Annotated in this window: 20 protein-coding genes and 1 pseudogene; 15 read left to right on the top strand and 6 right to left on the bottom strand. The window is 70.5% G+C overall.

What is annotated here, in order from left to right:
* Nucleotides 1-9: 9 nt before the first annotated feature.
* The 3 genes from ABD357_RS17885 (at nucleotide 10) to ABD357_RS17875 (ending at nucleotide 1,245) form a co-directional block, all read left to right on the top strand.
* Nucleotides 10-660, top strand: a complete 651-nt coding sequence (locus tag ABD357_RS17885; protein WP_344391244.1) for a PadR family transcriptional regulator — start codon at nucleotides 10-12, stop codon at nucleotides 658-660.
* A 61-nt stretch (nucleotides 661-721) separates the two neighbouring features.
* Complete coding sequence (locus ABD357_RS17880) at nucleotides 722-913, top strand: hypothetical protein (protein WP_344391240.1); 192 nt, start codon at nucleotides 722-724, stop codon at nucleotides 911-913.
* Between the two features lie 65 nt (nucleotides 914-978).
* Complete coding sequence (locus ABD357_RS17875) at nucleotides 979-1,245, top strand: transposase (protein ID WP_344391239.1); 267 nt, start codon at nucleotides 979-981, stop codon at nucleotides 1,243-1,245.
* Between the two features lie 255 nt (nucleotides 1,246-1,500).
* On the opposite strand, the gene ABD357_RS17870 is transcribed toward ABD357_RS17875, so the two are convergent.
* The 3 genes from ABD357_RS17870 to ABD357_RS17860 form a co-directional block, all read right to left on the bottom strand.
* Complete coding sequence (locus ABD357_RS17870) at nucleotides 1,501-1,869, bottom strand: hypothetical protein (RefSeq protein ID WP_344391238.1); 369 nt, start codon at nucleotides 1,867-1,869, stop codon at nucleotides 1,501-1,503.
* 682 nt (nucleotides 1,870-2,551) lie between these two features.
* Nucleotides 2,552-2,791 (bottom strand): helix-turn-helix domain-containing protein, encoded by a 240-nt coding sequence (locus tag ABD357_RS17865; RefSeq protein ID WP_344391236.1) that lies wholly within the window; start codon nucleotides 2,789-2,791, stop codon nucleotides 2,552-2,554.
* Nucleotides 2,791-3,414, bottom strand: coding sequence for a DUF2975 domain-containing protein (locus ABD357_RS17860; RefSeq protein WP_344391235.1), 624 nt, complete (start codon nucleotides 3,412-3,414; stop codon nucleotides 2,791-2,793). Before ABD357_RS17860 ends, ABD357_RS17865 begins: the two co-directional genes overlap by 1 nt.
* A 389-nt stretch (nucleotides 3,415-3,803) precedes the next feature.
* Between ABD357_RS17860 and ABD357_RS17855 the strand changes: the two genes are divergently transcribed.
* Both ABD357_RS17855 and ABD357_RS17850 read left to right on the top strand, forming a co-directional pair.
* A complete protein-coding gene (locus ABD357_RS17855; protein WP_344391233.1) occupies nucleotides 3,804-4,748 on the top strand; it encodes a recombinase family protein in 945 nt (314 codons plus the stop codon).
* Nucleotides 4,749-4,896: 148 nt separating this feature from the next.
* A complete protein-coding gene (locus ABD357_RS17850; RefSeq protein ID WP_344391232.1) occupies nucleotides 4,897-7,914 on the top strand; it encodes a Tn3 family transposase in 3,018 nt (1,005 codons plus the stop codon).
* Here ABD357_RS17850 and ABD357_RS17845 read toward each other — a convergent pair.
* Nucleotides 7,911-8,195, bottom strand: coding sequence for a hypothetical protein (locus tag ABD357_RS17845; RefSeq protein WP_344391230.1), 285 nt, complete (start codon nucleotides 8,193-8,195; stop codon nucleotides 7,911-7,913). The genes ABD357_RS17850 and ABD357_RS17845 overlap by 4 nt on opposite strands.
* A 231-nt stretch (nucleotides 8,196-8,426) precedes the next feature.
* Between ABD357_RS17845 and ABD357_RS17840 the strand changes: the two genes are divergently transcribed.
* A complete protein-coding gene (locus tag ABD357_RS17840; RefSeq protein ID WP_344391228.1) occupies nucleotides 8,427-9,401 on the top strand; it encodes an ATP-binding cassette domain-containing protein in 975 nt (324 codons plus the stop codon).
* Nucleotides 9,398-10,207: an ABC transporter permease gene (locus ABD357_RS17835; RefSeq protein ID WP_344391226.1), complete on the top strand. Its 810-nt coding sequence runs from the start codon at nucleotides 9,398-9,400 to the stop codon at nucleotides 10,205-10,207. Before ABD357_RS17840 ends, ABD357_RS17835 begins: the two co-directional genes overlap by 4 nt.
* A gap of 25 nt (nucleotides 10,208-10,232) precedes the next feature.
* Here the strand turns inward: ABD357_RS17835 and ABD357_RS17830 are convergent.
* Nucleotides 10,233-10,907: pseudogene (locus ABD357_RS17830) on the bottom strand (pyridoxal-dependent decarboxylase); the annotation flags it as partial.
* A gap of 271 nt (nucleotides 10,908-11,178) precedes the next feature.
* Between ABD357_RS17830 and ABD357_RS17825 the strand changes: the two are divergent.
* The 4 genes from ABD357_RS17825 to ABD357_RS17810 all read left to right on the top strand — a co-directional run bounded on the left by ABD357_RS17825 (nucleotide 11,179) and on the right by ABD357_RS17810 (nucleotide 15,819).
* Nucleotides 11,179-12,444 carry a beta-ketoacyl-[acyl-carrier-protein] synthase family protein gene (locus tag ABD357_RS17825; protein ID WP_344391224.1) on the top strand — a complete coding sequence of 422 codons (1,266 nt, stop codon included), beginning with the start codon at nucleotides 11,179-11,181 and terminating at the stop codon, nucleotides 12,442-12,444.
* Nucleotides 12,441-13,691: a ketosynthase chain-length factor gene (locus ABD357_RS17820; protein ID WP_344391223.1), complete on the top strand. Its 1,251-nt coding sequence runs from the start codon at nucleotides 12,441-12,443 to the stop codon at nucleotides 13,689-13,691. Before ABD357_RS17825 ends, ABD357_RS17820 begins: the two co-directional genes overlap by 4 nt.
* Nucleotides 13,692-13,810: 119 nt before the next feature.
* Nucleotides 13,811-14,071, top strand: a complete 261-nt coding sequence (locus ABD357_RS17815) for an acyl carrier protein (RefSeq protein WP_344391222.1) — start codon at nucleotides 13,811-13,813, stop codon at nucleotides 14,069-14,071.
* Nucleotides 14,072-14,172: 101 nt separating this feature from the next.
* Complete coding sequence (locus tag ABD357_RS17810) at nucleotides 14,173-15,819, top strand: FAD-binding oxidoreductase (RefSeq protein ID WP_344391221.1); 1,647 nt, start codon at nucleotides 14,173-14,175, stop codon at nucleotides 15,817-15,819.
* A gap of 65 nt (nucleotides 15,820-15,884) precedes the next feature.
* Here the strand turns inward: ABD357_RS17810 and ABD357_RS17805 are convergent, their stop codons facing one another.
* Complete coding sequence (locus tag ABD357_RS17805; RefSeq protein WP_344391220.1) at nucleotides 15,885-16,178, bottom strand: antibiotic biosynthesis monooxygenase family protein; 294 nt, start codon at nucleotides 16,176-16,178, stop codon at nucleotides 15,885-15,887.
* Nucleotides 16,179-16,287: 109 nt separating this feature from the next.
* On the opposite strand from ABD357_RS17805, the gene ABD357_RS17800 reads away from it, so the two are divergent.
* The 4 genes from ABD357_RS17800 to ABD357_RS17785 all read left to right on the top strand — a co-directional run bounded on the left by ABD357_RS17800 (nucleotide 16,288) and on the right by ABD357_RS17785 (nucleotide 22,425).
* Nucleotides 16,288-19,110 (top strand): DEAD/DEAH box helicase, encoded by a 2,823-nt coding sequence (locus ABD357_RS17800; RefSeq protein WP_344391219.1) that lies wholly within the window; start codon nucleotides 16,288-16,290, stop codon nucleotides 19,108-19,110.
* Nucleotides 19,107-20,405, top strand: a complete 1,299-nt coding sequence (locus ABD357_RS17795; RefSeq protein ID WP_344391218.1) for an SWIM zinc finger family protein — start codon at nucleotides 19,107-19,109, stop codon at nucleotides 20,403-20,405. Before ABD357_RS17800 ends, ABD357_RS17795 begins: the two co-directional genes overlap by 4 nt.
* 242 nt (nucleotides 20,406-20,647) lie before the next feature.
* Nucleotides 20,648-22,135: an AMP-binding protein gene (locus tag ABD357_RS17790; protein ID WP_344391217.1), complete on the top strand. Its 1,488-nt coding sequence runs from the start codon at nucleotides 20,648-20,650 to the stop codon at nucleotides 22,133-22,135.
* 26 nt (nucleotides 22,136-22,161) lie between these two features.
* Complete coding sequence (locus ABD357_RS17785) at nucleotides 22,162-22,425, top strand: acyl carrier protein (RefSeq protein WP_344391216.1); 264 nt, start codon at nucleotides 22,162-22,164, stop codon at nucleotides 22,423-22,425.

The following is a 22,425-nucleotide window of genomic DNA, read 5'->3' as shown; positions in this document are numbered from 1 at the left end:
CTGGACAACATGTCAGCGATCCGTCTTCTCGTGCTCGGTGCGGTCCGTCAGCATGGGCGGGCCCACGGTTACCAGGTGCGTAACGACCTGGAGTACTGGGGCGCGCACGAGTGGTCCAACGCCAAGCCGGGCTCGATCTATCACGCCCTGAAGCAGATGGCGAAGCAGGGGCTGCTGCTTGCCCACGAGATCGCGCCGTCCACGGCCGGCGGGCCGCCGCGTACGGAGTACCAGATCACTGAGAAGGGCACCGAGGAGTACCTCAGGCTGGTGCGTGAGGCGTTGACTTCGTACGACCAGAAGCCGGACGTACTCGCCTCGGCACTCGGCTTCATCGTCGATCTGGAGCGCGTGGAGGCGCTGAAGCTGCTGCGCGAGCGGGTGCTCTCCATCCAGGAGTGGCGCAAGTCGGTCACCGAGTACTACATGCCCGAGGGCGGCCCCGGCCGGCTCGGGCACATCGGCGAGATCATGAATCTGTGGGTCCATTCGGCCGACGTCGGAGAGGAGTGGACCCGCGGGCTCATCGAGCGCATCGAGGGCGGGGCCTACACCTTCGCGGGTGAGGGCGAGCTTTTCCGCGGGGTGCACGCGGTACTCGCGGAAGGGGAGAGCAATCCCTACGCCACGGGGGAGCGGCATCCGGAGGACGACCGGTAACAGGGGTCCGAGTAGGAACGGAACAGAAAACCGGTGGAGCCGTCAAATCTTTTGACGGGCCGTGAGGTGGGCCGAGAAGCTCACCGGCGTCAACCGCCGCACCCTGTCCCCGCCGTTCTGGACCCATGTAAATCCGTACGGCCGCTTCGAGATGGACATGAGCAACCGTCTCGGCCTGACCCTGCCGCAGCCGCGTACCGGCGTACCGAATGCTGAACCGGCGAGCCAGAAGAGTTCCGGCACCAACACATGAGCATGCGGTCGGCCCCGGCTCCGCCCTACGGGGGGATGGGCAGTGCCGGGGCCAGTCTTGTGGGCATGCAGGGGGAATGGGCCGGGGAGACGGTCGGGCCGGATGTGCGGGAGACGTGGCGGGAATTGATCCCGGCCGGGAGCGTGTTCGCGTTCCTGGCCGAGCACCGGGAGGCACTGTTCCCGCCGTCGATGTTCGCCGACATGTATCCCTCGTCCAACGGCCGGCCGAGCCTGCCGCCGCAGGTCCTGGCCGCAACCGTGGTGCTGCAGCGCCTGCCTGGCGTGTTCGTGAGTCTTACCGAGACGAACACCGCCCCCTTTTTTCAATAAGGGCGGTGTTCGTCTCGATTCGGGCGGCGTCACCATCACGGATCAGGCTAATCCCGAGGCGATTGGAGAGAACTCCGGCGGAAATATAGCGCCGCTTCTCCCGCAGGCAGCACCCCATGGTTTCCACGGGCGCTTACGAGCCCGTATTTATCCAGGCGATTGCTCCGAGGATGAGTACCACGAAGATGAAAGCCAAGATCACACCAATGACGACACCGGTCCTGCGTCCGGACATGTGAGCCTCCCTGCGAGGGACTAGGCGTTCTTCAGATAGGAATACCGGTAGCCAGTCTCATCGCAACGGACGTGCTGCCGCTTGTCGATTTGCACCGTGAGGCCCGAAACGGTGATGTCCCCGTGCCACGTGACGTACGCGAGTGCGTTGCCCGCAGCGGAGATCCACTGCTCCTCCGGCTCATTGCTCATGATGACGCCGGGGTTGTAGTTGTAGTGGCTGGCGGACACGTTGTAGATCTTGTTGACCTTGGTCGAGGTGGAGCGGTACCACTGTTCGAGTTTGAACTTGGTGACCCTTACGCCGAAGACTTCCGAGTAGTATTGGGACCAGCAGTGCCAGTCGCCGGCCGTTCCTCGCGTGGTGGGCCGCGTCGTGCCGGTCTCCACCCTGACGACGACGTCCCCGCCGGCGAGCCGGGTTTCCGGGTCGGGGTCAGGGTCCGCCTGAACGTCCTCGATTGCCTTGAATACCTCTTCATCGACGAGGTCGCCGAGGAACTTCTGCTGCTCCTCCGTGGGCAGGGCCTTGAACTGGCTCGCGACCTTGTCGGATTCGGCGTCGTTCTGGGCGTCGAGTCAGGCGAGGTATTCCTGCGCTGTCGGCGGCTTCGGTTCATCCGCTGCCGAGGCCGGCGCCATAGAGGTCATCACGCCAGCGACGAGCGCTGCGGCGATGAGAGCTGCCTTGCCTCTGGCGCGGGGTCGTGCGATGGTTCTGATGCTCACAACTGCCCCTTCCCAAGGGAGTGAGTGTCACCCCGTGGCGTCCAACCGCCACGGGGTATCTCTTTGCCCAGCGCAGCGGGAAGGAAAGGCCGTCTGAGGCGTGATACACGTGCGAAAAAGCCGCACGCGCATCGCAGCCCGATTTACCCCCCCCCGCTGCCCACCAGTCACGCTGGGCAAGATGACGCCAACTCATCACGCAGAGGAGAGGAAGGATCTGTGGAGGAATCCAGGAAATCGCAGAGAGCCTTCCTGGCAATCAAAGACAAATGCCCCACTCGGCAAGGGGTGTTACCTCAAGGAAACCTCAAATCGTAACGTCGGCGGTTCTCCGGACCGTCCGTCAGCCATCGGCCGGATGATGGCTGAGCAGATCACCCGGCTGGCAGTCCAGCGCCTCGCAGATGCGGGTGAGGGTGGTGAAGCGGATGGCTTTGGCCCGGCCGTTCTTGAGGATGGAAAGATTGACGTTGGTCACGCCGACGCGGGCCGCGAGCTCGGCGAGAGTCATACCTCGTTCTGCGAGGAGGCGATCGAGATGCACCTCGATGGCGTGAGCTTCCAGCGTCCTGTCGTCGGCCATCAGATGGTGGCCTCGATGTCCTCGCGCATCACGACACCCTCCTGCATGATTCGGGCAAAGGTGAGCAGGCCCAGCGCGGTGAAGATGGCGAGGAAGGGAATGTCCCACATGTTGCCGACCGTGGCCCTGCCCCCCTCGACGAGCGTCGCCAGCAGAGCTGCCTGGGCGATGGCCTGCGTGACCTCGGAGACCAGACTGCCGACCAGCAGCCACCAGCCGAGCAGCCGCAGCCGAGCCGCGGTCTGCGCGGTGTAGGCCCCGTCCCGAGCCGCTCCCCGGAGCAGCCTGTTGAGCAGCAGCAGCCCGCCGACCATCAAGATGAATGACGGCAGGTCACGGAGGACCTCGAGAAGCTGCTGGCTGCCCGAGGGGTCTGCGATGCAGTACTGGGGAGTCGAACTGACATCCACCCCCTCGCGCGCACCGAACATGGCATCGGTGTCGCTTGAGCTGCCAGACACCCCGTCCGCAGTGACGCACGCGCTGCCCCCACCCCAGCCGACATGGACGCCGTCGACGAACAGGCTCAGGACGAAGCCCACCACCACCACGCCGACCATCACGCGAAGTACTACCGAAACCACGCTGAAGAGAGGCTCGACCAACTTGCGGCCCTCGGCCATGACTGTCACCCCGTTATCGAAAAACGATGTTATCGAAGAACGATACAGCCTCTCCCTCTGAAAGCAATACCGGCCACAGATCCCGCCCGGCAGCCTCAACGTCGGCCGGGGAACCGTGTTCGTCACCGGTCGGCGGCTGTCAACGCGTGCGACCGACCCCGCCCGCCCACCGCGCAGCAGACTCCGGAGAGCTACGCCTCCCACCATGTCGCGCAGCGGACCGTCGGCCTTCTGGATGTGCCCCACGCCTGGAGTGTCGTCAAACGATCGAATGACGACAGGCGCCGCGGGCGTCCAATGAACCCGGGCTTTTCCGGGCCTGACGGCACGCCGGATCCAATGAGATCCGATGGCGATTGGCGACAGGGTTAGATGACACCCCGGGTCCGATGCGGCGGCACAAAGCGAGGGACAGCGTGGCCAATCTCGTCTACAAGCGGGTGTCGACCGACCAGCAGTCGACCGACCGTCAGGATCTCGTCCTGGCCGAGGCCGGGATCGAGGACCCGGTCGTCTTCGAGGAGGATGCCGGAACGTCCAGCCGCCTTCACCCGCTTCAGCGGCCGAAGTTCGGCGAACTGCTCACCTACGCGCGGCCGGGCGACACCGTACACATCTCCGAGATGTTCCGCCTGGTGCGCGGCACCGGGCACATCCTCGACGTGCTCGACGTCCTGCACCGCGACCGTCTCGCCCTGCGCATCCACGACGGAGCGTTCTCCGGCATGGACCTCACCGCCCGCCACCCGCGCACCGGTGAGCTGCTGTCCACCGTGAAGTTCATGGTGCAGACCCTCGCCGCCGCCGGCGAACTCCAGCGCGACCTCCAACGGGAGCTGACGTACGACGGACTGCGGGCCGCCGAGGCCAAAGGCAACAAGGGCGGACGCCGCCCCGCCCTCGCGGGCGAGGCGATCGCCGACGTGCGCACCGCCTACCTGGAGGGCCAGTCCATCGCCGCCCTGGCCCGCGAGCACAGCGTCAGCCGCGGCGCCGTGCGCACCGCCGTCGCCGATCTTCTGCCCGAGCACGCCGCCGACGAAGTTGCCCCGGCCCCGGAGCTGCTCGTCACCCTCGACATGCCCGGCAAGATCGCCGACTTCCTTCGCGCCGCCGAGCTGGACGACGCCGAGCGGGCCGCGCTCGACGAGGGCCAGGCCGTACGCCGCGGCCAGGGCTACACCCTCCGCATCACCGCCGTACCCGCGCTCCACCGCCAACTCCTCGACCGCTGTCAGCTGCTCGACGCCGCCTCGGCGATCCCGGCACAGCGCAAGGCCCGCCGCGAATACGCCAACCGCATCAACGCTGTTGCAGCCGCCACCGGGCCGTGATCAATCTCAGCGCCAACCACGGTTCGATTGGTCCCGAGGCCGTATCACATGGGGTGATGCTCTGGGCTGGAATCGGGGATCACCTTACGCACCGTCAGGCCACCTGGCACCGTCGCGCGAATCACGCCGACGGATCAAGGAGCGGGCGGTGCCCACCAACTTTCTCAGCGACGAACAGCGCAGGCGCTTCGGTCACTTCACCGAGGACCCGGACGAGGGACAGCTCGCCGGGTCCTTCCTACTGGATCAGACTGCACGCCGGAGGGCGATGGCCGCTCGCAGCGCGCGGAACCGGATCGGCTGGGCCGTCCAGCTCGGCACCATCCGCTATCTGGGCACCTTTCTCGACAACCCCCAGGAGGTCCCTGCCGTGGTGGTCGGCTATGTCGCCGAGCAGCTCGGCCTGGACCCTGGCGAGCTCACCGGGTACGGCACCGGTGAGGCCCGCTGGGACCACCAGGACCAGATCCGCAAGGAGTACGGGTACACCAAGTTCGAGTTCGACCAGTGGTTCGCGCTCGCCCGCTGGCTCTACCAGCGGGCCTGGATCGGCAACGAACGCCCGACCCTGCTGTTTGACCTCGCGACCAAGCGTCTGGTGGACAAGAAGGTGGTGCTGCCCGGGGTGACCGTGCTGGAACGCCTGGTCTCCGGCACCCGCGAGCGCGCCGAGAAGCGCCTGTGGGCCACCCTCGCCGCGGCCCCGACCACCGAGCAGGCCGAACGGTTGCAGCAGCTGGTCGTCGTCCCCGTGGGCAAGCGCCTGTCCGAGCTGGACCGGCTGCGCCGCTCGCCGCGCGACATCTCCGCGCGCGGGGTGGGCAAGGCCCTGGAACGCTACGAATCCTTGCGCGCCTTCGGCGGCTCCGCGTGGGACCTGGATGCGATACCGCCGGGACGGCTGCAGGCCCTGGTGCGGTTCGCCAAGGCCGCCCGTGCCCAGGCCGTCTCCGACCTCGCCGGAGACCGGCGCCTGGCCACCCTGGTCGCGTTCGCCGCGGTCATGCCGCAGCTCGCCGCCGACGAGGCGATCGAGGTCTTCGACCTGGTGATGGGCGACATCATCCGCAGCTCGGCCACCAAGATGACCAAGCAGAGGCTGCGGACACTGAAGGACCTGGATGCCGCCGCGATCGAGCTGCGCAAAGCCTGGCTCGCCATCTGCAGCAGCGCCGCCGACCCCGACGGCGACATCCGTCAGCTGCTCGACGCAATGGACGTCGGCCCCGTCCACGCCGCAGCCGACACCGTCAAGCTGCTGGCCCAGCAGCCCGACGACGGGGCCGAGCAGATGCTCGCCGCCCGCTACAACACCATCGCCCGCTTCCTGCCCAACCTGCTCAAGACGTTCACCTTCGAGGCCAGCCCGGCCGGCGAACCGGTCCTGGACGCCATCGACTTCGTGAAGTCCCTCAAGGGCCGGCGTCGCCCCATCCAGGCTTGGGAGGTCCCCGCCAAGGTGCTGACCTCCGCCTGGCGGCGCCTGGTCTTCCCGCCCTCGCCGATGCCCGTGGGCAGCGTCGAGAAGCGCGCCCTGATCGTCGCCTCCACCGAGGCCCTGCGCACGGCGCTGCACCGGCACGAGGTGTTCGTTCCGGGCCTGCGCAAGTGGGGCAACCCCAACGCCCGCCTCCTGGGCGACGCGGCCTGGGAGGCGGCCCGCACCCGGGTCTGCGAAGAACTCGACCTCGACCCCAAACCCGACAAGATGCTCGGCGAGTGGACCGACCGGCTCGACAAGGCTCACCGGGAGTTCGCCGACGGCCTGGCCGCCAATCCCAACGTGCGCATCGAGCAGCAGGGCGGCCGCGACCGCATCATCCTCACCGGCCTGGACCGGCTGGGCGAACCCGCCTCGCTCATCGACCTGAACAAGGAGATCGAGGCGCGCACCCCCGCCGTCGACCTGCCGGAGATCGTGCTGGAAGTGAACTCCTGGGTGCCCTACCTGGCCGACTTCACCCACGTCTCCGAAGCCAACTCCCGCATGGATGAGCTGGAGCTGTCCGTGGCCGCGGTCCTCACCAGCGAGGCCACCAACGTCGGCATCGAGCCCATCGTCCACGACGGCGTCGCCGCCCTCAGCCGCGACCGGCTGTTCTGGGTCGAGCAGAACTACGTACGCGCCCAGACCCTCTCGATGGCCAACGCCCGCCTGGTCGACCACCACATGCGCCTGCCCCTGGTACAGGCGTGGGGCGGCGGCGAGCTGGCCTCCGCCGACGGACTGCGCTTCGTCACCCCGATCCGCACCCTCAACTCCGGGCCCAATCCGAAATACTTCGGCACCCGCCGACGCGGCGTGACGTTCTACAACTTCCTCTCGGACCAGTTCAGCGGCCTGCACGGCATCCTGATCCCCGGCACCCAGCGCGACTCCTTCTACATCCTCGACGGCCTGCTCGAACAGGAAACCGCCCTCCGCCCCGTCGAGATCACCTCCGACACCCACGGCGCCAGCGAGATCGTCTTCGGCCTCTTCCGCCTCATGGGCTACCAGTTCTCCCCGCGCCTGGCCGACGTCGGCAGCGCCACCCTCTACCGCGCCGACCCGGACGCCGACTACGGGCCGCTCAACCCCGTCACCCGCGACAAGATCAACCTCAAGCAGATCACCGCCTACTGGGACGAGATGCTCCGCCTCGCCGGCTCCCTGCACTCCGGCACCATCAAAGCCTCCGAGGCACTGCGCGTCCTCGCCCCCGCGGGCAAGCCCACCCCCACCGGCAAGGCCGTCATGGAACTCGGCCGCCTGGACCGCAGCGCGTACCTGTCCTCGTACTTCACCGATGAGCTACTGCGGCGCCGGGTCAACACCCAGCTCAACCGGCAGGAGTCCCGCCACGAACTCGCCCGGAAGATCTTCCACGGGCAGAAGGGCGAGCTGAGGCAGTCCTATAGAGAGGGCCAGGAAGATCAACTCGGGGCGCTGGGGCTGATGCTCAACATCGTCGTCCTGTGGAACACGGTCTACTTCCAGAAGATCATCGCCGAGATGCGGGCCGAGGGCATCCACGTCCGCGACGAGGACATCGCACGGCTCTCACCGCTGAAGTTCGCACACATCAACTTCCACGGCCGCTACAGCTTCGCCCTTCCAGGCGAGGTCCAGGGCGGACAGCTTCGCTCCACCGCCAAGCCCGAGAAGACCACCACCACGATCTAGGACGGATCCCCGGCCGGCTCGCCCCTGCCCGCGCTCTGGGCGAGCCGGTAGCGGACCTTCTCGTGTGACAGGCCCACCTGGCCGCCGATCTGCCGCAGCCCCCAGCCCTCCGCCTTCGCCGCGGCCATCCCTTCATCCAGCGCCGCGTCCGTCACCTCGTCCAACGCGGCCCGCAGCTGCACGAGCAGCCGCAGTCGGATCGCCGGAGCCAGTTCATCCAGACCAGCGCAGAACCGGGCCACGTCCGCCTTCAGGAAACCGATCGCTGGATCATCGCTCACCCGCACACCCTGGCAGCCCCGCTCACGGCCCGTCAAAAGATTTGACGGCTACACCGGTTTTCTGTTCCGTTCCTACTCGGACCCCGTAACAGTCCTGGCCCGCTTCCATGCGATCGCCCGCAGAGGTTTCCTCTCTTCGCGACTAATCAAGTTTGACCAACCTCCGTCGTGGGTGCTATCTTGCGCAGGCGAACGGTAGTCAAGGTTGACTACATGATCCGAAGGAGACGCATGACCGACGCGATCGTCGTCGACGGCGTACGAAAGCGATACGGAGAGAAGGCCGCCCTGGACGATCTCCACCTGACGGTCGGATGCGGCACCGTCCATGGCCTGCTGGGTCCGAACGGTGCGGGCAAGACCACCACCGTGCGGGTGCTGACCACACTGCTGCGGCCGGACTCCGGACGCGCGACGGTGGCCGAGTACGACGTCGTGCGGCAGGCCGACCAGGTGCGCCGCCGCATCGGTCTGCTCGGCCAGCACGCCGCGCTGGACGAGGAGCTGGGCGGTCGGCAGAACCTGGAGATGTTCGGGCGCCTCTACCACCTGGGCGCCCGGCGCGCCCGGACCCGGGCCGACGAACTGCTGGAGCGCTTCGGCCTCGCCGACACCGGCACCAAGGCGGTCAAGCAGTACAGCGGCGGCATGCGGCGCCGGCTGGACCTCGCCGCCTCACTGATCACCGAGCCGGAGGTGCTGTTCCTCGACGAGCCGACGACCGGACTCGACCCGCGCAGCCGGGCCGAGGTATGGGCCTCGGTGCGCTCTCTGGTGGGCGGTGGCACAACCGTGCTGCTCACCACTCAGTACCTGGAGGAGGCCGACCAACTGGCCGACCGTATCTCGGTGGTCGACCAGGGCCGGGTCATCGCCGACGGCACCGCCGACGAGCTGAAGGCCCGCACCGGCGGTGACCGCATCGACGTCGTCCTGCGCGACGCCGGGCAGTTGGGCGCGGCGGTGGCCCTGCTGCCGATCGACGCCGACGATGTCTCGGTGGACGTCGACCGACGCCTGTTCAGTGCCCCGGTCGCCGACCGGATGAGCGCGCTCACCCAAGTCGTACGGGCCTTGGAGGAGGCGGGCATCGAGGCGGAGGACATCGCGCTGCGCAGGCCGACGCTGGACGAGGTGTTCTTGCATCTGACGGGGCGCTCCGAGGACGCGGCGATCGACGGTGTGCGAGCCAGGGAGGTCGCATGAGCGCGGTCGGCGCCGTGGGGACGGTGCGGGAGGACAGCGGCGGCAAGGTCTCGCTCGCCCTGAGCGACTCCTGGACGATGACGCGCCGGGAGCTCGCCCACTGGGCACGGCAACCGGTGCAGGTGGCCGTCAGCCTGGTCTTCCCCGTGATGATCCTGCTGATGTTCGGCTTTCTGATCGGCGGCGGCCGGGGGGTCGAGGGAAGGTACGTCGACTACCTCGTGCCCGGCGCGCTCGCGCTCACCATGGCCTTCGGTCTGGAGAGCACGATGATCGCCGTCACCCAGGACCTCAACAAGGGCGTGATCGACCGGTTCCGCTCCATGCCGATGGCCAATGGCGCCGTCCTGGTGGGCCGTTCGGTCGCTGACATGCTGCAGTCGACGGTCGGACTCGCCGTGATGATCGGCGTCGGGTACGCGATCGGGTGGCGGGCGCACGCCTCGGCGGGCGAGTTCCTGGCCGCCGTGGGGCTGTTGCTGCTGTTCCGGTTCGCGATGCTGTGGATCGGCATTCAGCTCGCGCTGGTCGCGGGGAAGCCCGAGATGGTGCAGGCCGTGCAGATCCTGGTCTGGCCGGTCGGCTTCCTCTCCAACGCCATCGCGACCCCCGAGTCCATGCCGGACTGGCTGGGCACGGTCGTCGAGTGGAACCCCATGTCTCAGACCGCGACGGCCGTGCGTGAGCTGTTCAGCGGCCGGGGCGCCGACGCGGGCGAGATCTGGGCCGCCGTGATCTGGCCGCTCGCTCTGCTCGCGGTGTTCTTCCCGCTGGCACTGCGGCGGTTCGGGGCACTGAGCAAGTGACGGCGCACCCCCCGTTGCGCCCGGCTCAGTGGTGAAAGCCGGTGGCCGCCCCCCTGTCCCCCGTCAGGGGGTGCGGCTGCCGGCGAAGCTCCAGCAGAATCCGGCCGAGGTCTTCCACGAACCGTTCGGCGAGTCCTCGGAGAACCGGTTGCGACAGACCACTCGCAGGACGGACAGGTCCTCGCGGTTTGGCGGGAAGGCGTACGCCGGGACCAGCCAGCCCTTCTCGCGCAGCCGCCGGGAGACGACGTAGACGTCGTACGCCCGCACGTCCAGCGCCGGTCGTGAAGGCGAAGACCGGTACCTCGTCGCCCCTGGTCAGCAACCGGAAGTTACCGAACTCGGCCACCGCCCGGGCGACCTTCCCGGCCATGTCTCGAGCCGCCTGCTGCACGGCCCGGTACATCTGCCGGCCCAGCCGCAGGAACGAGTAGTACTGCGCGCCCGGCCGGGAGAAGTTCAAAGCGAAGGTCGGCATGTCACCGCCCAGGTAGTTGACGCGGAACACCAACTCCTCGGGCAGCGCCCTCTGGTCCCGCCACAGCAACCAGCCGACACCGGGGTACACGAGCCCGTATTTGTGCCCCGAGGTGTTGATGGAGGCGAGCTTCGGCAGCCGGAAATCCCACACCAGGTCCCCGTCCAGGTCGGGTGCCACCATGGCGCCGGACGCCCCGTCGACGTGTACCGGGACGTCGACGGGGCCGGGCCACGGGGTGGCATCCACACAGTGCCGGAACAGGGTTTGCCGGACGCTTCCCCGCGATCGGCTCGGCATGCACCCGCCGTCGTCCGGCGTACCACGCATCGCCCCGGCCGCACGGGAGCCGTATGCCTGCCCGTCCGACGCCCGGCGAACCGGCCTGCGCGACGCGCGCCGGGGCGGACGGAGATTCGAGTGATCCTCCAGCCCGGTGGGTGAGGCTCGATGCCCGAGGACGCAACAGAGGCTCAGGACTGTGAGGAAGGCCATGAAACGGGTCGTCATTACCGGTATGGGGGTCGTCGCCCCGGGCGGTGTGGGCACCAAGGCGTTCTGGGAGCTGCTCACGGCGGGCCGGACGGCCACCCGGGGCATCACCCTGTTCGACCCCACCCAGTTCCGCTCCCGTATCGCCGCCGAGGCCGACTTCGACCCGGCCGAGCACGGTTTCTCTGCCGAGGAGGCCCGGCGTCTCGACAGGGCCGCGCAGTTCGCCCTGGTCAGCGCGGACGAGGCGGTTGCGGACAGTGGAATCGACGAGGCGCTCGACCCGCTGCGTACCGGGGTCAGCCTGGGCAGCGCGGTCGGCTGCACCATGGGCCTGGACGCCGAGTACGCGGTCGTCAGCGACCGCGGGCGCGACTGGACCGTCGACCACACCCGGGCCGTCCCGCACCTGTTCGACTACTTCGTGCCCAGCTCCCTGGCGGCCGAGGTGGCGAGGGCCGTCGGCGCGCAGGGCCCGGTCTCGCTGGTCTCCAACGGCTGCACGTCCGGTCTGGACGCGATCGGCTATGCCGTCGAGCTGATCCGCGAGGGCACCGCCGACGTCATGCTGGCAGGGGCCACGGACGCTCCGATCTCACCGATCACGGTCGCCTGCTTCGACGCGATCAAAGCGACGAGCCCGCGCAACGACGACCCGGAGACCGCTTCCCGACCCTTCGACCGGAGCCGCAACGGGTTCGTCCTGGGGGAGGGGGCGGCGGTCATGGTCCTGGAGGACTTCGACCGGGCACGCCGACGCGGTGCGCGGATGTACGCCGAGGTCGCGGGGTTCGCCAGCCGCAGCAATGCGTACCACATGACCGGGCTGCGCGCCGACGGCCGCGAGATGGCCGAGGCGATCCGGGCGGCGATGGACGCGGCGCGCCTCGACGGCACCGCCGTCGACTACATCAACGCGCACGGTTCGGGCACCAAGCAGAACGACCGGCACGAGACGGCCGCCTTCAAGCGCAGTCTCGGCAGCCACGCCCGTGCGGTGCCGATCAGCTCCATCAAGTCGATGATCGGCCACTCGCTGGGTGCGATCGGCTCGCTGGAGGTGGCCGCCAGCGCGCTGGCCATCACCCATGACACGGTTCCTCCGACGGCCAATCTGCACGAGCCGGATCCGGACTGTGACCTGGACTACACACCGCTCACCGCCCGCGAGCAGCGCACCGACACGGTGCTCAGCGTCGGCAGTGGCTTCGGTGGCTTCCAGAGCGCCGTGGTCCTCACCCGCCCGCGTCGGACGGAGGCGGCATGACCACGGCCACCTCCGCCGTCCGGGGCCGGGCCGGCGCGGACACCGCCACGGCGGTCGTCACCGGGATAGGGGTCGCGGCGCCCAACGGGCTCGGCACGCAAGCCTGGTGGGCGGCCGTACTGCGGAGGGAGAACGGCATCCGTCCGGTCACCCGCTTCGACGCCGCGGGCTATCCGGTGCGACTCGTCGGTGAGGTGCCCGGATTCGTCGCCGAGGCGCATGTGCCCAGCCGACTGCTGCCGCAGACCGACCGGGTGACCCGGCTGTCCCTCGCCGTGGCCGACGAGGCGCTCGCCGACGCCGGGATCGACCCGGCGCAGCTGCCCGACTACAGCGCGGGCGTGGTCACCGCCAGCTCCGCCGGGGGGTTCGAGTTCGGGCAGCGCGAGCTGCAGGCGCTGTGGAGCAGGGGTGGTCGGCACGTCAGCGCGTACCAGTCGTTCGCCTGGTTCTATGCCGTCAACACGGGCCAGATCTCCATTCGGCACGGCCTGCGCGGGCCCAGTGGCGCCCTGGTGACCGAGCAGGCCGGTGGCCTCGACGCGGTCGCCCATGCCCGGCGGCAGATTCGAAGGGGCACCCGGCTGGTGATCACCGGAGGCGTCGACTCGACGCTGTGCCCGTGGGGCTGGGCGGCGCATCTGGCGGGTGGCGGCCTGAGCACCTCGGACGATCCGGAACGGGCATTCCTGCCGTTCGACGCCGGGGCGTCGGGCCATGTGGTCGGCGAGGGAGGCGCTCTGCTGGTGCTGGAGGACGCGGACGCCGCGCGGGCGCGCGGTGCCCGGACCTACGGCTCGGTCACCGGGTACGCGGCCACCTTCGACGGCGCCGGTTCCCCGCGACTGGCCGACGCGGCCCGGCTGGCGCTGGCCGACGCGGGGGTGCAGGCCGACGAGATCGACGTGGTGTTCGCGGACGCCGCCGGCGAACGCGCCGCCGACCGGGCCGAGGCCGAGGCGATCGCCGGAGTGTTCGGTGTCTTCGGGGTGCCGGTCACCGCGCCCAAGTCCATGACCGGCCGACTGCTGGCGGGCGGTGCCTCGCTCGACCTCGCCACGGCGCTGTTCGCGCTGCGTGAGCAGGTGATCCCGCCGACGAGGGGAACGGCGCGGCCAGCCGACGACTGCCCCGTCGACCTGGTGACCGGGACCGCGCGCCGGGGTGTGCGGCTGCGCAACGCCCTGGTCCTGGCGCGGGGGCGGGGCGGGTTCAACGCGGCGGCCGTGGTCAGCGCCGCGGACTGACCCTTCGGCACGAGTTCCGGACGACGGCGGCCGTCCCGCCGTACCCAGACCCACCCAGACCCACCCCGACCGGCTCCGGTCGGCGACGAGCGTGCCCCGCACGCGGAGGAGACAGAGTGATGAAGCACCTTGAACTCAGCGACCTGACCGCCCTGTTGCGCGAATGCGCGGGCGAGGAGGAGGGCGTCGACCTGGACGGTGACGTCCTGGACGTCCCGTTCACCGACCTCGGCTACGACTCGCTGGCGCTGCTCCAGACCACCGGGCGCATCGAGCGCGACTACGAGGTGACGCTCGACGAGGCCCTCGACGTGGCCGGCACTCCGCGCCAGTACCTGGACGCGGTCAACCGGGCCCTGTCGGCCAGGAATGTGGCCTGACATCCGGTCGCGCCGCGTCGGCACGGGCTCGGCACCCGGTCGCCCGCCACGAGAACCCGATTCACACCGACGAGAACCCGATTCCTCGAGAAAGGGCCAGGATGACAGTGCCCAGTCGTCGGCGCTTGGTCGCCGGCACGTTCACGGCAGGGGTCGCCGGGCTGGTCGGGGCAGGGCTGAAGCCCGCCTCGGCCGCGGCGGCCGACGCACCCCCGGCTCCGGGGGCGGCGGCCCGGACACCCGGTGCCGCCGACATCACCCCGGGCGATCCCCGCTACGAGGAGCTGGCGACCCGGGGCGTCAACAAGCGGTTCACCGCGCGCCCGGCGGCGTTCCGCGTGGCCACGACCACCGAGGAGGTCGTCCGGGCCGTCGGCGAGGCCGCCCGCTCCGGGCGGCGCGTCGCGGTGCGCAGCGGCGGACACTGCTACGAGAACTTCGTGGGTGACCCGGCCGTGCGGCTCGTGATCGACCTCGGGGAGATGAACGCCGTCTCTTACGACCCCCAAAAGCGCGCCTTCATGGTGGAGGCCGGTGCGCGGCTGATGGACGTCTACCGCAAGCTGCATGAGGTCTGGGGGGTCACGCTGCCCGGCGGCGCCAGCGCGACCGTGGGCATCGGCGGGCATGTCGCCGGCGGTGGATACGGAGCGCTGTCCCGGCGCTTCGGTGTCGCCGCCGACCACCTCTACGCGGTCGAGGTGGTGGTCGCGGACGCCCACGGCAAGGCCCGTGCCGTGGTCGCCACCCGCAAGCCGTCGGATCCGCACCGGGAGCTGTGGTGGGCCCACGCGGGCGGGGGCGGCGGCAACTTCGGCGTCGTCACCCGTTACTGGTTCCGTTCCCCGGGCGCCACCGGCTACGACCCGAGCGGCCTGCTGCCGCGCCCGCCCGCCACCACCGTGTCCAACGCGGTGCTCTACCCGCGCGAGGGCATGGACCGGGCGGCCTTCCGTCGGCTGGTGCGCAACTTCGGTCTGTGGCACGAGCGCAACAGCGGTGCCGACTCCCCGTACACCGGGCTGTACGGCGGCTTGGTGCTGCTGAGCCGGCTCAAGGAGAACGACCCCGGGCAGAGCGCCGTCAGCTTCGCCCATGTCGACGGTGACCGGCCCGACGCCGAACGGCTGTTGAAGCGGTATGTTGCGGCGGTGACGGAGGGTGTCGGCGTCACGCCGCACATCACCGAGGTTGCCCGGGACCCCTGGCTGACCGCCACGGCCGCGCTCGCCGAGTCCCAGGACCACGAGAAGGGCCGGCAGAAGATCAAGTCCGCCTATTTGCGCCAAGCGTTGACGGACCATCAGGTCGACGCCCTGTACAGGCACCTCAACAGCGGCGACCACAGCAGCGAGGCGGCCCATGTGTCGCTCCAGTCCTTCGGCGGCCGGATCAACTCCCTGCGGCCCTCGGCCACCGCCTACGCGCACCGCCAGGCGGTCATCAACGTCATCTTCATGAACATCTGGCAGGACGAGCGGGCCGACGCCGAGAACATCGGCTGGCTGCGCCACCTCTACCGGGACGTGTTCGCCGCCACCGGCGGTGTTCCCGTACCGGGCCGCAGCAGCGACGGCTGTTACGTCAACTATCCGGACCTGGACATGGCCGACGCCGACTGGAACACCTCGGGCGTGCCCTGGCACCGGCTCTATTACAAGGACAACTATCCGCGGCTCCAGCGGATCAAGGCCACCTGGGACCCGTGCGGCGTCTTCGGTCACGCGCTGGGTGTACGGCCCGCCTGACCGCGGGGCGGCACGGCGAGGAGGGGCGGCGCACGGTGTGCCGCCCCTCCTCGCCGTGCGGCCGTTCAGGACGGGACGCGCTCCAGGAACGGTGTGTACAGCCGCGGGTCGCTGCTGCTGAGCGCGCGCAGCGCGGCGCGGTGGGCGGCGAACTCCGGCTGCTGGAGTGCCCGGCGGAAGGACGGCTCGTCCTCCCAGTCGGACACGTTGACATAGTGGCCCTGCCCGTCCAGCGGACGCAGCAGCCGATGACGTATGAAGCCGGGCTGGGTGGCGAAGAACGCCGAGGTTCCGTCGAATACACGCTCGAACTCGTCGACCGCGCCGGTGACTTCGAACCGATTGATTAGTGTGATCACGGAGAGTTCCTTCCGGGGACTCAGCACATCCTGGTCACCGTCGCACACGGCGCTCGAGAAGCCGTGGAACGCGGATGGCCCGCATACCAGAACCGAGAAAGTGGGAGCAATGGTGTGGATTGCGCGTGAGGACGCCGGACTGCTGGCACGCTGTGCGGTCGCCTTCGAACCGGGCGATCCGGCTCGGACCGGACGGCTGGCCTTCTGGGATCCCGAGGGCGCCGGTCCGCCGGACGTGCCCTGCGGCGTGACGGAGGAGGCCGACCTCGCCACCGCCGACGGCTTACGCACCCTTCCCGTGCGGTGGCTGACGGTCGCCGACGCGCAGCCGGTCCTGGCCCTGGCCCGGCGTCTGCACGGCGGCCAGGCCGACGGCGCCGTCCATCCGTCGGCCGCGTTCTGGGGGACCGCCACCGCGCTCGCGCTCCATCTGGCCGCTCGTGAACGGCTGTTGCCCGGCGTCTCGGTCGGCGGGTACGACGCCTGGCGGGTCGGCCCACTCGACCCCGAGGACATGCTGCGGCTGCGGGAGCTGGCCGCCGCCGTGCCGCCGGAGGCGCTGGCCGTACCTGTTCCCGGCCACGCCGTGCTGCCCGAGCCGGGCCGGGCGGTGCGCGCCTTCCTCGACGCCGTCGCCGACACGCTGCCGCGCACCGCCGCCGCCGAGTCGGCCACCGGGCGCGCCGCGTTCGCCGCCGTGCAGCCCCAGCACGTGCCGCAGTTGCGGGCCTGGGCGGAGGAGATCGCCGTCGGCATCGACGCGGGCGTGCGGGTCTTGCTGGCCGTGCGGCTCGTCCACGGGAAGGACGGCGAGCCGGCCGGACGGATCGTGCCGCTCGTCTCCGACCTTGCCGACCCGACGGTCGCGCTGACCGCCGCGGAACTGTTCGACGGCGCACCGCACGCGCTGGGTCCGCGCGCCCAGGCCGAGACGGTGCGCGCCGTCCGCCGCGCCGCCGGCGTGTGGGACCCGTTGTCACGATTGTTGCCGGTACCGCGCGAACTCGACCTCGATGACGAGGAGTTCGGTGACCTGCTCGGCGGCGCCGCGTCCCGGCTGCGGGCGCACGGCATCGATGTGCGGTGGCCGGACGAGGCGGGGCACCTGCTGACCGCGCGGGCCGTGGTCGGCGCGGACCGCACCCCACCGGCCGACCTGCGTTCCGTGCTGGGCGGCGACGGCACCGTGGACCTGCGCTGGCAGCTGTGCTTCGACGGCGACCCGCTCACCGAGGAGGAGACGGCGGCCGTCGCCGAGGCGAACCGGCCGGTGGTGCGGGTGCGCGGCCGCTGGGTTTTCGTCGGCCCCGCGCTCGCCCGGAAGGTCCGCGAGCGCCTGCTCGGCCCGCTCACCGCCATGGAGACGCTGGCCGTGGCGCTGACCGGGTTCGCCGAGATCGGCGGCGAGCAGGTGCCGGTCGCCGACGGCCCCTGGCTGCAAGCCCTGCGGGCCCTGCTCGCGGACACCGACGCGGACACCACCGTCGAACCGCCGGCGGCGCTCGCCGCGACCCTGCGCGACTACCAGCTGCGCGGTCTGGGCTGGCTGACCCGGATGACCTCGCTGGGCCTCGGCGGCTGTCTCGCCGACGACATGGGTCTGGGCAAGACGATCCAGCTCATCGCGCTGCATCTGCGCCGTCAGGAGCACGAGGCGAGCCGGGGCCCCACCCTCGTGGTGTGCCCGGCCTCGCTGCTCGGCAACTGGGAGCGGGAGGTCCGCAGGTTCGCCCCCGGCACGGCCGTACGCCGCTTCCACGGCCCCGGCCGCACTCTCGCGGGCGCGGACTCCGGGTTCGTCCTCACGACCTACGGCACGATGCGTCTGGACACCGAGCGGCTCGGCGGCCACTCCTGGGGCATGGTCGTCGCGGACGAGGCACAGCACGTGAAGAACGCCTCGTCCGCCACCGCGAAGGCGCTGCGGCAGATCCCCGCGGACGCCAGGATCGCGCTCACCGGCACGCCCGTCGAGAACAGCCTGTCCGAGCTGTGGGCCGTACTCGACTGGACCACTCCCGGACTGCTCGGCAGCCACGCACACTTCCGCCGCCGCTGGATCGCCCCGATCGACGCCGAGCGGGCGGGGACCGGCGCGGAGCCCGGCACCGGCACCGCGGCGCGCCTGGCCGGTCTTGTACGGCCCTTTCTGCTGCGCCGCCGCAAGTCCGACCCGGGAGTGGCGCCCGAGCTGCCGCCCAAGACCGAGACGGACCGCCCGGTCGCACTCACCGCAGAGCAGACCGCCCTCTACGAGGAGCAGGTGCGGGCCGTCATGGCCGAGATCCGGTCGACCGAGGGGATCGCCCGCAGCGGCCTGGTGCTGAAGCTGCTCACCGGCCTGAAGCAGATCTGCAACCATCCCGCGCAGTTCCTCAAGGAGGAAGGCGCGAAGCTGTCCGGCCGCTCCGGCAAGCTGGCCCTGCTCGACGAGCTGCTGGACACGATCCTGACGGAGGACGGCGCGGCGCTCGTCTTCACCCAGTACGTCGCCATGGCGAGGCTGCTGGAGCGCCATCTCCGGGACCGCGGCATCCCGGCCCAGCTGCTGCACGGCGGGACACCGGTGGCCCGGCGCGAAGAGATGGTCCGCCGTTTCCAGGACGGGGAGGTGCCCGTCTTCCTCCTGTCGTTGAAGGCGGCCGGTACCGGTCTCAACCTGACCCGGGCCGACCATGTCGTGCACTACGACCGCTGGTGGAACCCGGCCGTCGAGGCGCAGGCCACCGACCGGGCGTACCGCATCGGGCAGACCCGGCCTGTCCAGGTGCACCGGATGATCGCGGAGGGCACGGTCGAGGACCGTATCGCGACGCTGCTGGAGGCCAAGCAGGAGCTGGCGGACGCCGTCATCGGCAGCGGTGAGCAGGCGCTGAGCCGACTCGGGAACGACGAGTTGGCGAACCTGGTCGAGCTGAGGAGCGCGCAGTGAGCGACGAACACGACAGCAGGGCCCGGGGCTTCGCCGCCTTCCCGGCCCGCAAGGGCGGCCGCGCCCGCGGGCAGTCCTGGTGGGGCAGGGCATGGACCGAGTCGATGGAGGACACCTGGCCCGAGGAGGAGCCGCTGAAGAAGGGGCGGGCCGTCGCGCGCTCCGGGCGGCTCGGCCCGGTCACGGTCAGTCCGGGCCGCGTCGCGGCGCTGGTGTACGGCGGTGAGGACGAGCCCTACACCGTCAGCCTGGAGCTTCCGGAGCTGGACGACGACCAGTGGGACGCGCTCTGGGAGAAGACCGCGGACCGGCCGGCGGAGACCGAGGCGCTGCTGGCCGGGGAACTGCCCCCGGATCTGCTGGAGGCCGCCGAGGACGCCCGGCTGGGCGTACTGCCCGGCTACGGCGAGCTCGAACCGGAATGCGACTGTGACGAGCCCGATCACCCCTGCGCGCACGCGGTCGCGCTCGGCTACCAGTTCTCCTGGCTGCTCGACGAGGAACCGCAGGTCCTGCTGCTGCTGCGCGGCCGGGAGTGGGCCGAGGCCCTGGAGGAGCTGAAGTCCGTTCTCCTCCTGCGGGCCATGACCGGCGACGCCGAGGACGCCGACGACACTGACGACACGGTGGAGGAGGACGCGGAGCCGGACGTGCGGCAGCCCGAGGCCGCAGGGGCGCCGCGCGGGATCTCCGTCGCCGAGGCCTACGCCCGTCCCGTGGCCCCCCTGCCGGCGATCCCGGCCCTGCCCGAACCACCCGAGGAGACCGCCGAGTCCGTCACCGGTATCGAGGCGGATCCCCTGGAGCGGCTGGTCGCCGACGCGGCCGTGCGCGCGCGCCACCTGCTCGCCTACACCCTGGGGCTGGCCGCCGAGCCGCCCCGGCCGCTCGATCTGTGGCAGGACACCGTGCGGATCGCCGCCACCCATCCCGATCCCAGGGTGCCGCATCGGCTGCGGGATGCCTGCGGACGACCGGAGGAACTGGACCGGGCGGTCGAGGCCTGGCGGGCCGGCGGCAGCGCCGGACTCGACGTCCTCGAACAGCCCTGGGAACCCCCGGGGGCCGACGTCGCGCGGGCGCGCGCGGCGCTCACGGCGGGCTGGGAGGAGGACGAGCTGCCCGAGCTGGTCGTGCGCGGCAACCACTGGACGCTGGCCGGCCGGGGAGTGCAGCTGCGCTACGGGCGGGACGGCCGCTGGTACCCCTACCAGGAGCGGTCCGGAGTCTGGTGGCCCGCCGGTCCGCCGACCCACGAGCCGGCACTGGCGCTCGGCGAACTCCTGGGCGGCTGAACGTGTTCCTGCTGACGGGGTAGGTGTCACGCCCTGTTCGACAGTTCGGAAGGAAGGCCGGCTTGTGCCCCCACCGGGGCACGGGCCGGCCTTCCTCTTGCGCTGAGCACCCCGCTCACCCGCCGCCCGCTCGCCCCGCGGTGCCGTCACGCACCGTACAGCGAGGCTCGAACGATCCTCCAGGTGTCGAAACCACCATCGGGATCAACGAGTTCGGCAGACCAGGAGCGGAGGGAGCACCGGTGGACAGCAGCCCCACGACGGTCGCCGCCACACCGACGGGCACGTTCGTCCACGCCGTCGTGGACCACGCCCGGCGGGCCCCGGAGGCCACCGCACTGGCCTGGCGGGAGCACGCGGTCAGTTACGGCGCGCTGGTGCGCCGGGCGACGCTGGAGCGGGAGCGGCTCGCCCACCTGCCGACCGGTGAGCCCCTGGCCCTGCCCGCGGTCAAGTCGCCGCGCACCCTGGCGCTGATCCTGGCCTGCCTCCTGGAGCGCCGGCCGCTGCTGCTGCCCGCGCCGACGCTCGGCGAGGACGTCCTGGACAAGCTGTACGCACAGGCCGGCGTACGTCACGTACTGACCGCGGGAAAACCGCCGGCGGCGAGGGCCGCGGCCGACGGGGCACGCCGGTGCCCCGGTGACACCGCGCTGCTGCTCACCACCTCCGGCTCCACGGGCACGCCCAAGATCGTGCCGCTGGGCGCCGCGGCGCTGGACCGCTTCACAGGCTGGGCCGGCCGGGCCTTCGGGATCGGCCCCGGCACGGCGGTGCTCAACTACGCGCCGTTGAACTTCGACCTGTGCCTGCTGGACGTCTGGACGACGCTCGCACGCGGTGGCCGGGTCGTCCTGGTCGATCCGGACCGCGCCACCCGGGGCGGTGCCCTCCTGGACCTCGTCGCGCGGGAACGGCCCGAGGTCGTCCAGTCGGTTCCGATGTTCTACCGGTTGCTCACCGACGCCGCCCGCGAACAGGGCCGTACGCTCCCGTCCGTCCGGCACGCCGTGATCACCGGGGACAGCATGCCCGGCGCGCTCCTGGCCGAGCTGCCGTCCGTGCTGCCCGGCGCCCGGCTGTACAACCTCTACGGCTGCACCGAGACCAACGACAGCTTCCTGCACGAGGTGCGCGGTGCCCCGGACCCCGGCCGCCCGCTGCCGCTGGGGCAGCCGCTGCCCGGCGTGCACGCCCTGCTCGTCACGGGCGACGGCGCGGTGCTGGACGGGCCCGGCACGGGCGAGCTGTATGTCTCCACCTCCTTCCAGAGCGAGGGCTACCTCGGCACGGCGGCCGCCTCCGGCGCGTTCGTCCCGCACCCCGAACGGGCCGACGGGCGACGCTGGTTCCGCACCGGCGACCTCGTGTGCCGGTCCGCGGACGGGGCGCTCACCCTGGTGGGACGCAAGGACTTCCAGGTCAAGGTGCGCGGGGTGCGGGTCAACCCGCAGGAGGTCGAGCACCGGCTCCTGGACCACCCCGGCGTCACCGAGGCAGCCGTCCTGGCGCTGCCCGACCCGGTGGCCGGCCACGCGCTGCACGCCGTGGCCCGCCGCACACCCGGTTCCGGTCTCAACAGCCTGACCCTGCGCGGCCACCTGGCCCGCGGGCTGGCCAGGGCCGCGATCCCCTCGACGCTGCTGATCACCGACGATCCGCTGCCTCGGACCAGCACGGGAAAGGTCGACCGTGACCGTGCCGTCCGAGACCGCCGCACCGCGGCCTGACGACCAATTCAGCGAGGAGAGCTGACATGCGATACGCCCAGACCATCAAGGAGTTCGTCGTCGGGGAGTTCATGCCGGACGTGCCCGCCGCGGAGCTGGACGCCGAACTCGACCTGCTGGAGTACGGGGTGATCGACAGCCTCGGGCTGCTCAAGGTGATCGCCTGGATCGAGAACCGGTACGGCATCGACACGGACCGGGTCGACCTGCGGCCGGAGTCGTTCCGGTCGGTGGCAGCCATCGACGCGTTCATCAGCCACGCGTCGCCGAAGCGGACGGAGATCGGGTAG

This window comes from Streptomyces vastus, from assembly GCF_039532825.1.
GTDB classification, from domain to species: Bacteria; Actinomycetota; Actinomycetes; order Streptomycetales; family Streptomycetaceae; genus Streptomyces; species Streptomyces vastus.
Note: the sequence above shows the minus strand (reverse complement) of the source record. Positions and strands in the feature narration are given on the sequence as shown.

Bases quoted from the DNA above. Each gene is read 5' to 3' on its own strand.
- ABD357_RS17835 (WP_344391226.1), top strand. From the start codon at position 9,398: ATGAGCGCGGTCGGCGCCGTGGGGACGGTGCGGGAGGACAGCGGCGGC.
- ABD357_RS17875 (WP_344391239.1), top strand. From the start codon at position 979: ATGCAGGGGGAATGGGCCGGGGAGACGGTCGGGCCGGATGTGCGGGAG.
- ABD357_RS17860 (WP_344391235.1), bottom strand. From the start codon at position 3,414: ATGGCCGAGGGCCGCAAGTTGGTCGAGCCTCTCTTCAGCGTGGTTTCG.
- ABD357_RS17800 (WP_344391219.1), top strand. From the start codon at position 16,288: ATGGTGTGGATTGCGCGTGAGGACGCCGGACTGCTGGCACGCTGTGCG.
- ABD357_RS17840 (WP_344391228.1), top strand. From the start codon at position 8,427: ATGACCGACGCGATCGTCGTCGACGGCGTACGAAAGCGATACGGAGAG.
- ABD357_RS17815 (WP_344391222.1), top strand. From the start codon at position 13,811: ATGAAGCACCTTGAACTCAGCGACCTGACCGCCCTGTTGCGCGAATGC.
- ABD357_RS17785 (WP_344391216.1), top strand. From the start codon at position 22,162: ATGCGATACGCCCAGACCATCAAGGAGTTCGTCGTCGGGGAGTTCATG.
- ABD357_RS17855 (WP_344391233.1), top strand. From the start codon at position 3,804: ATGCGGCGGCACAAAGCGAGGGACAGCGTGGCCAATCTCGTCTACAAG.
- ABD357_RS17865 (WP_344391236.1), bottom strand. From the start codon at position 2,791: ATGGCCGACGACAGGACGCTGGAAGCTCACGCCATCGAGGTGCATCTC.
- ABD357_RS17810 (WP_344391221.1), top strand. From the start codon at position 14,173: ATGACAGTGCCCAGTCGTCGGCGCTTGGTCGCCGGCACGTTCACGGCA.
- ABD357_RS17820 (WP_344391223.1), top strand. From the start codon at position 12,441: ATGACCACGGCCACCTCCGCCGTCCGGGGCCGGGCCGGCGCGGACACC.
- ABD357_RS17825 (WP_344391224.1), top strand. From the start codon at position 11,179: ATGAAACGGGTCGTCATTACCGGTATGGGGGTCGTCGCCCCGGGCGGT.
- ABD357_RS17885 (WP_344391244.1), top strand. From the start codon at position 10: ATGTCAGCGATCCGTCTTCTCGTGCTCGGTGCGGTCCGTCAGCATGGG.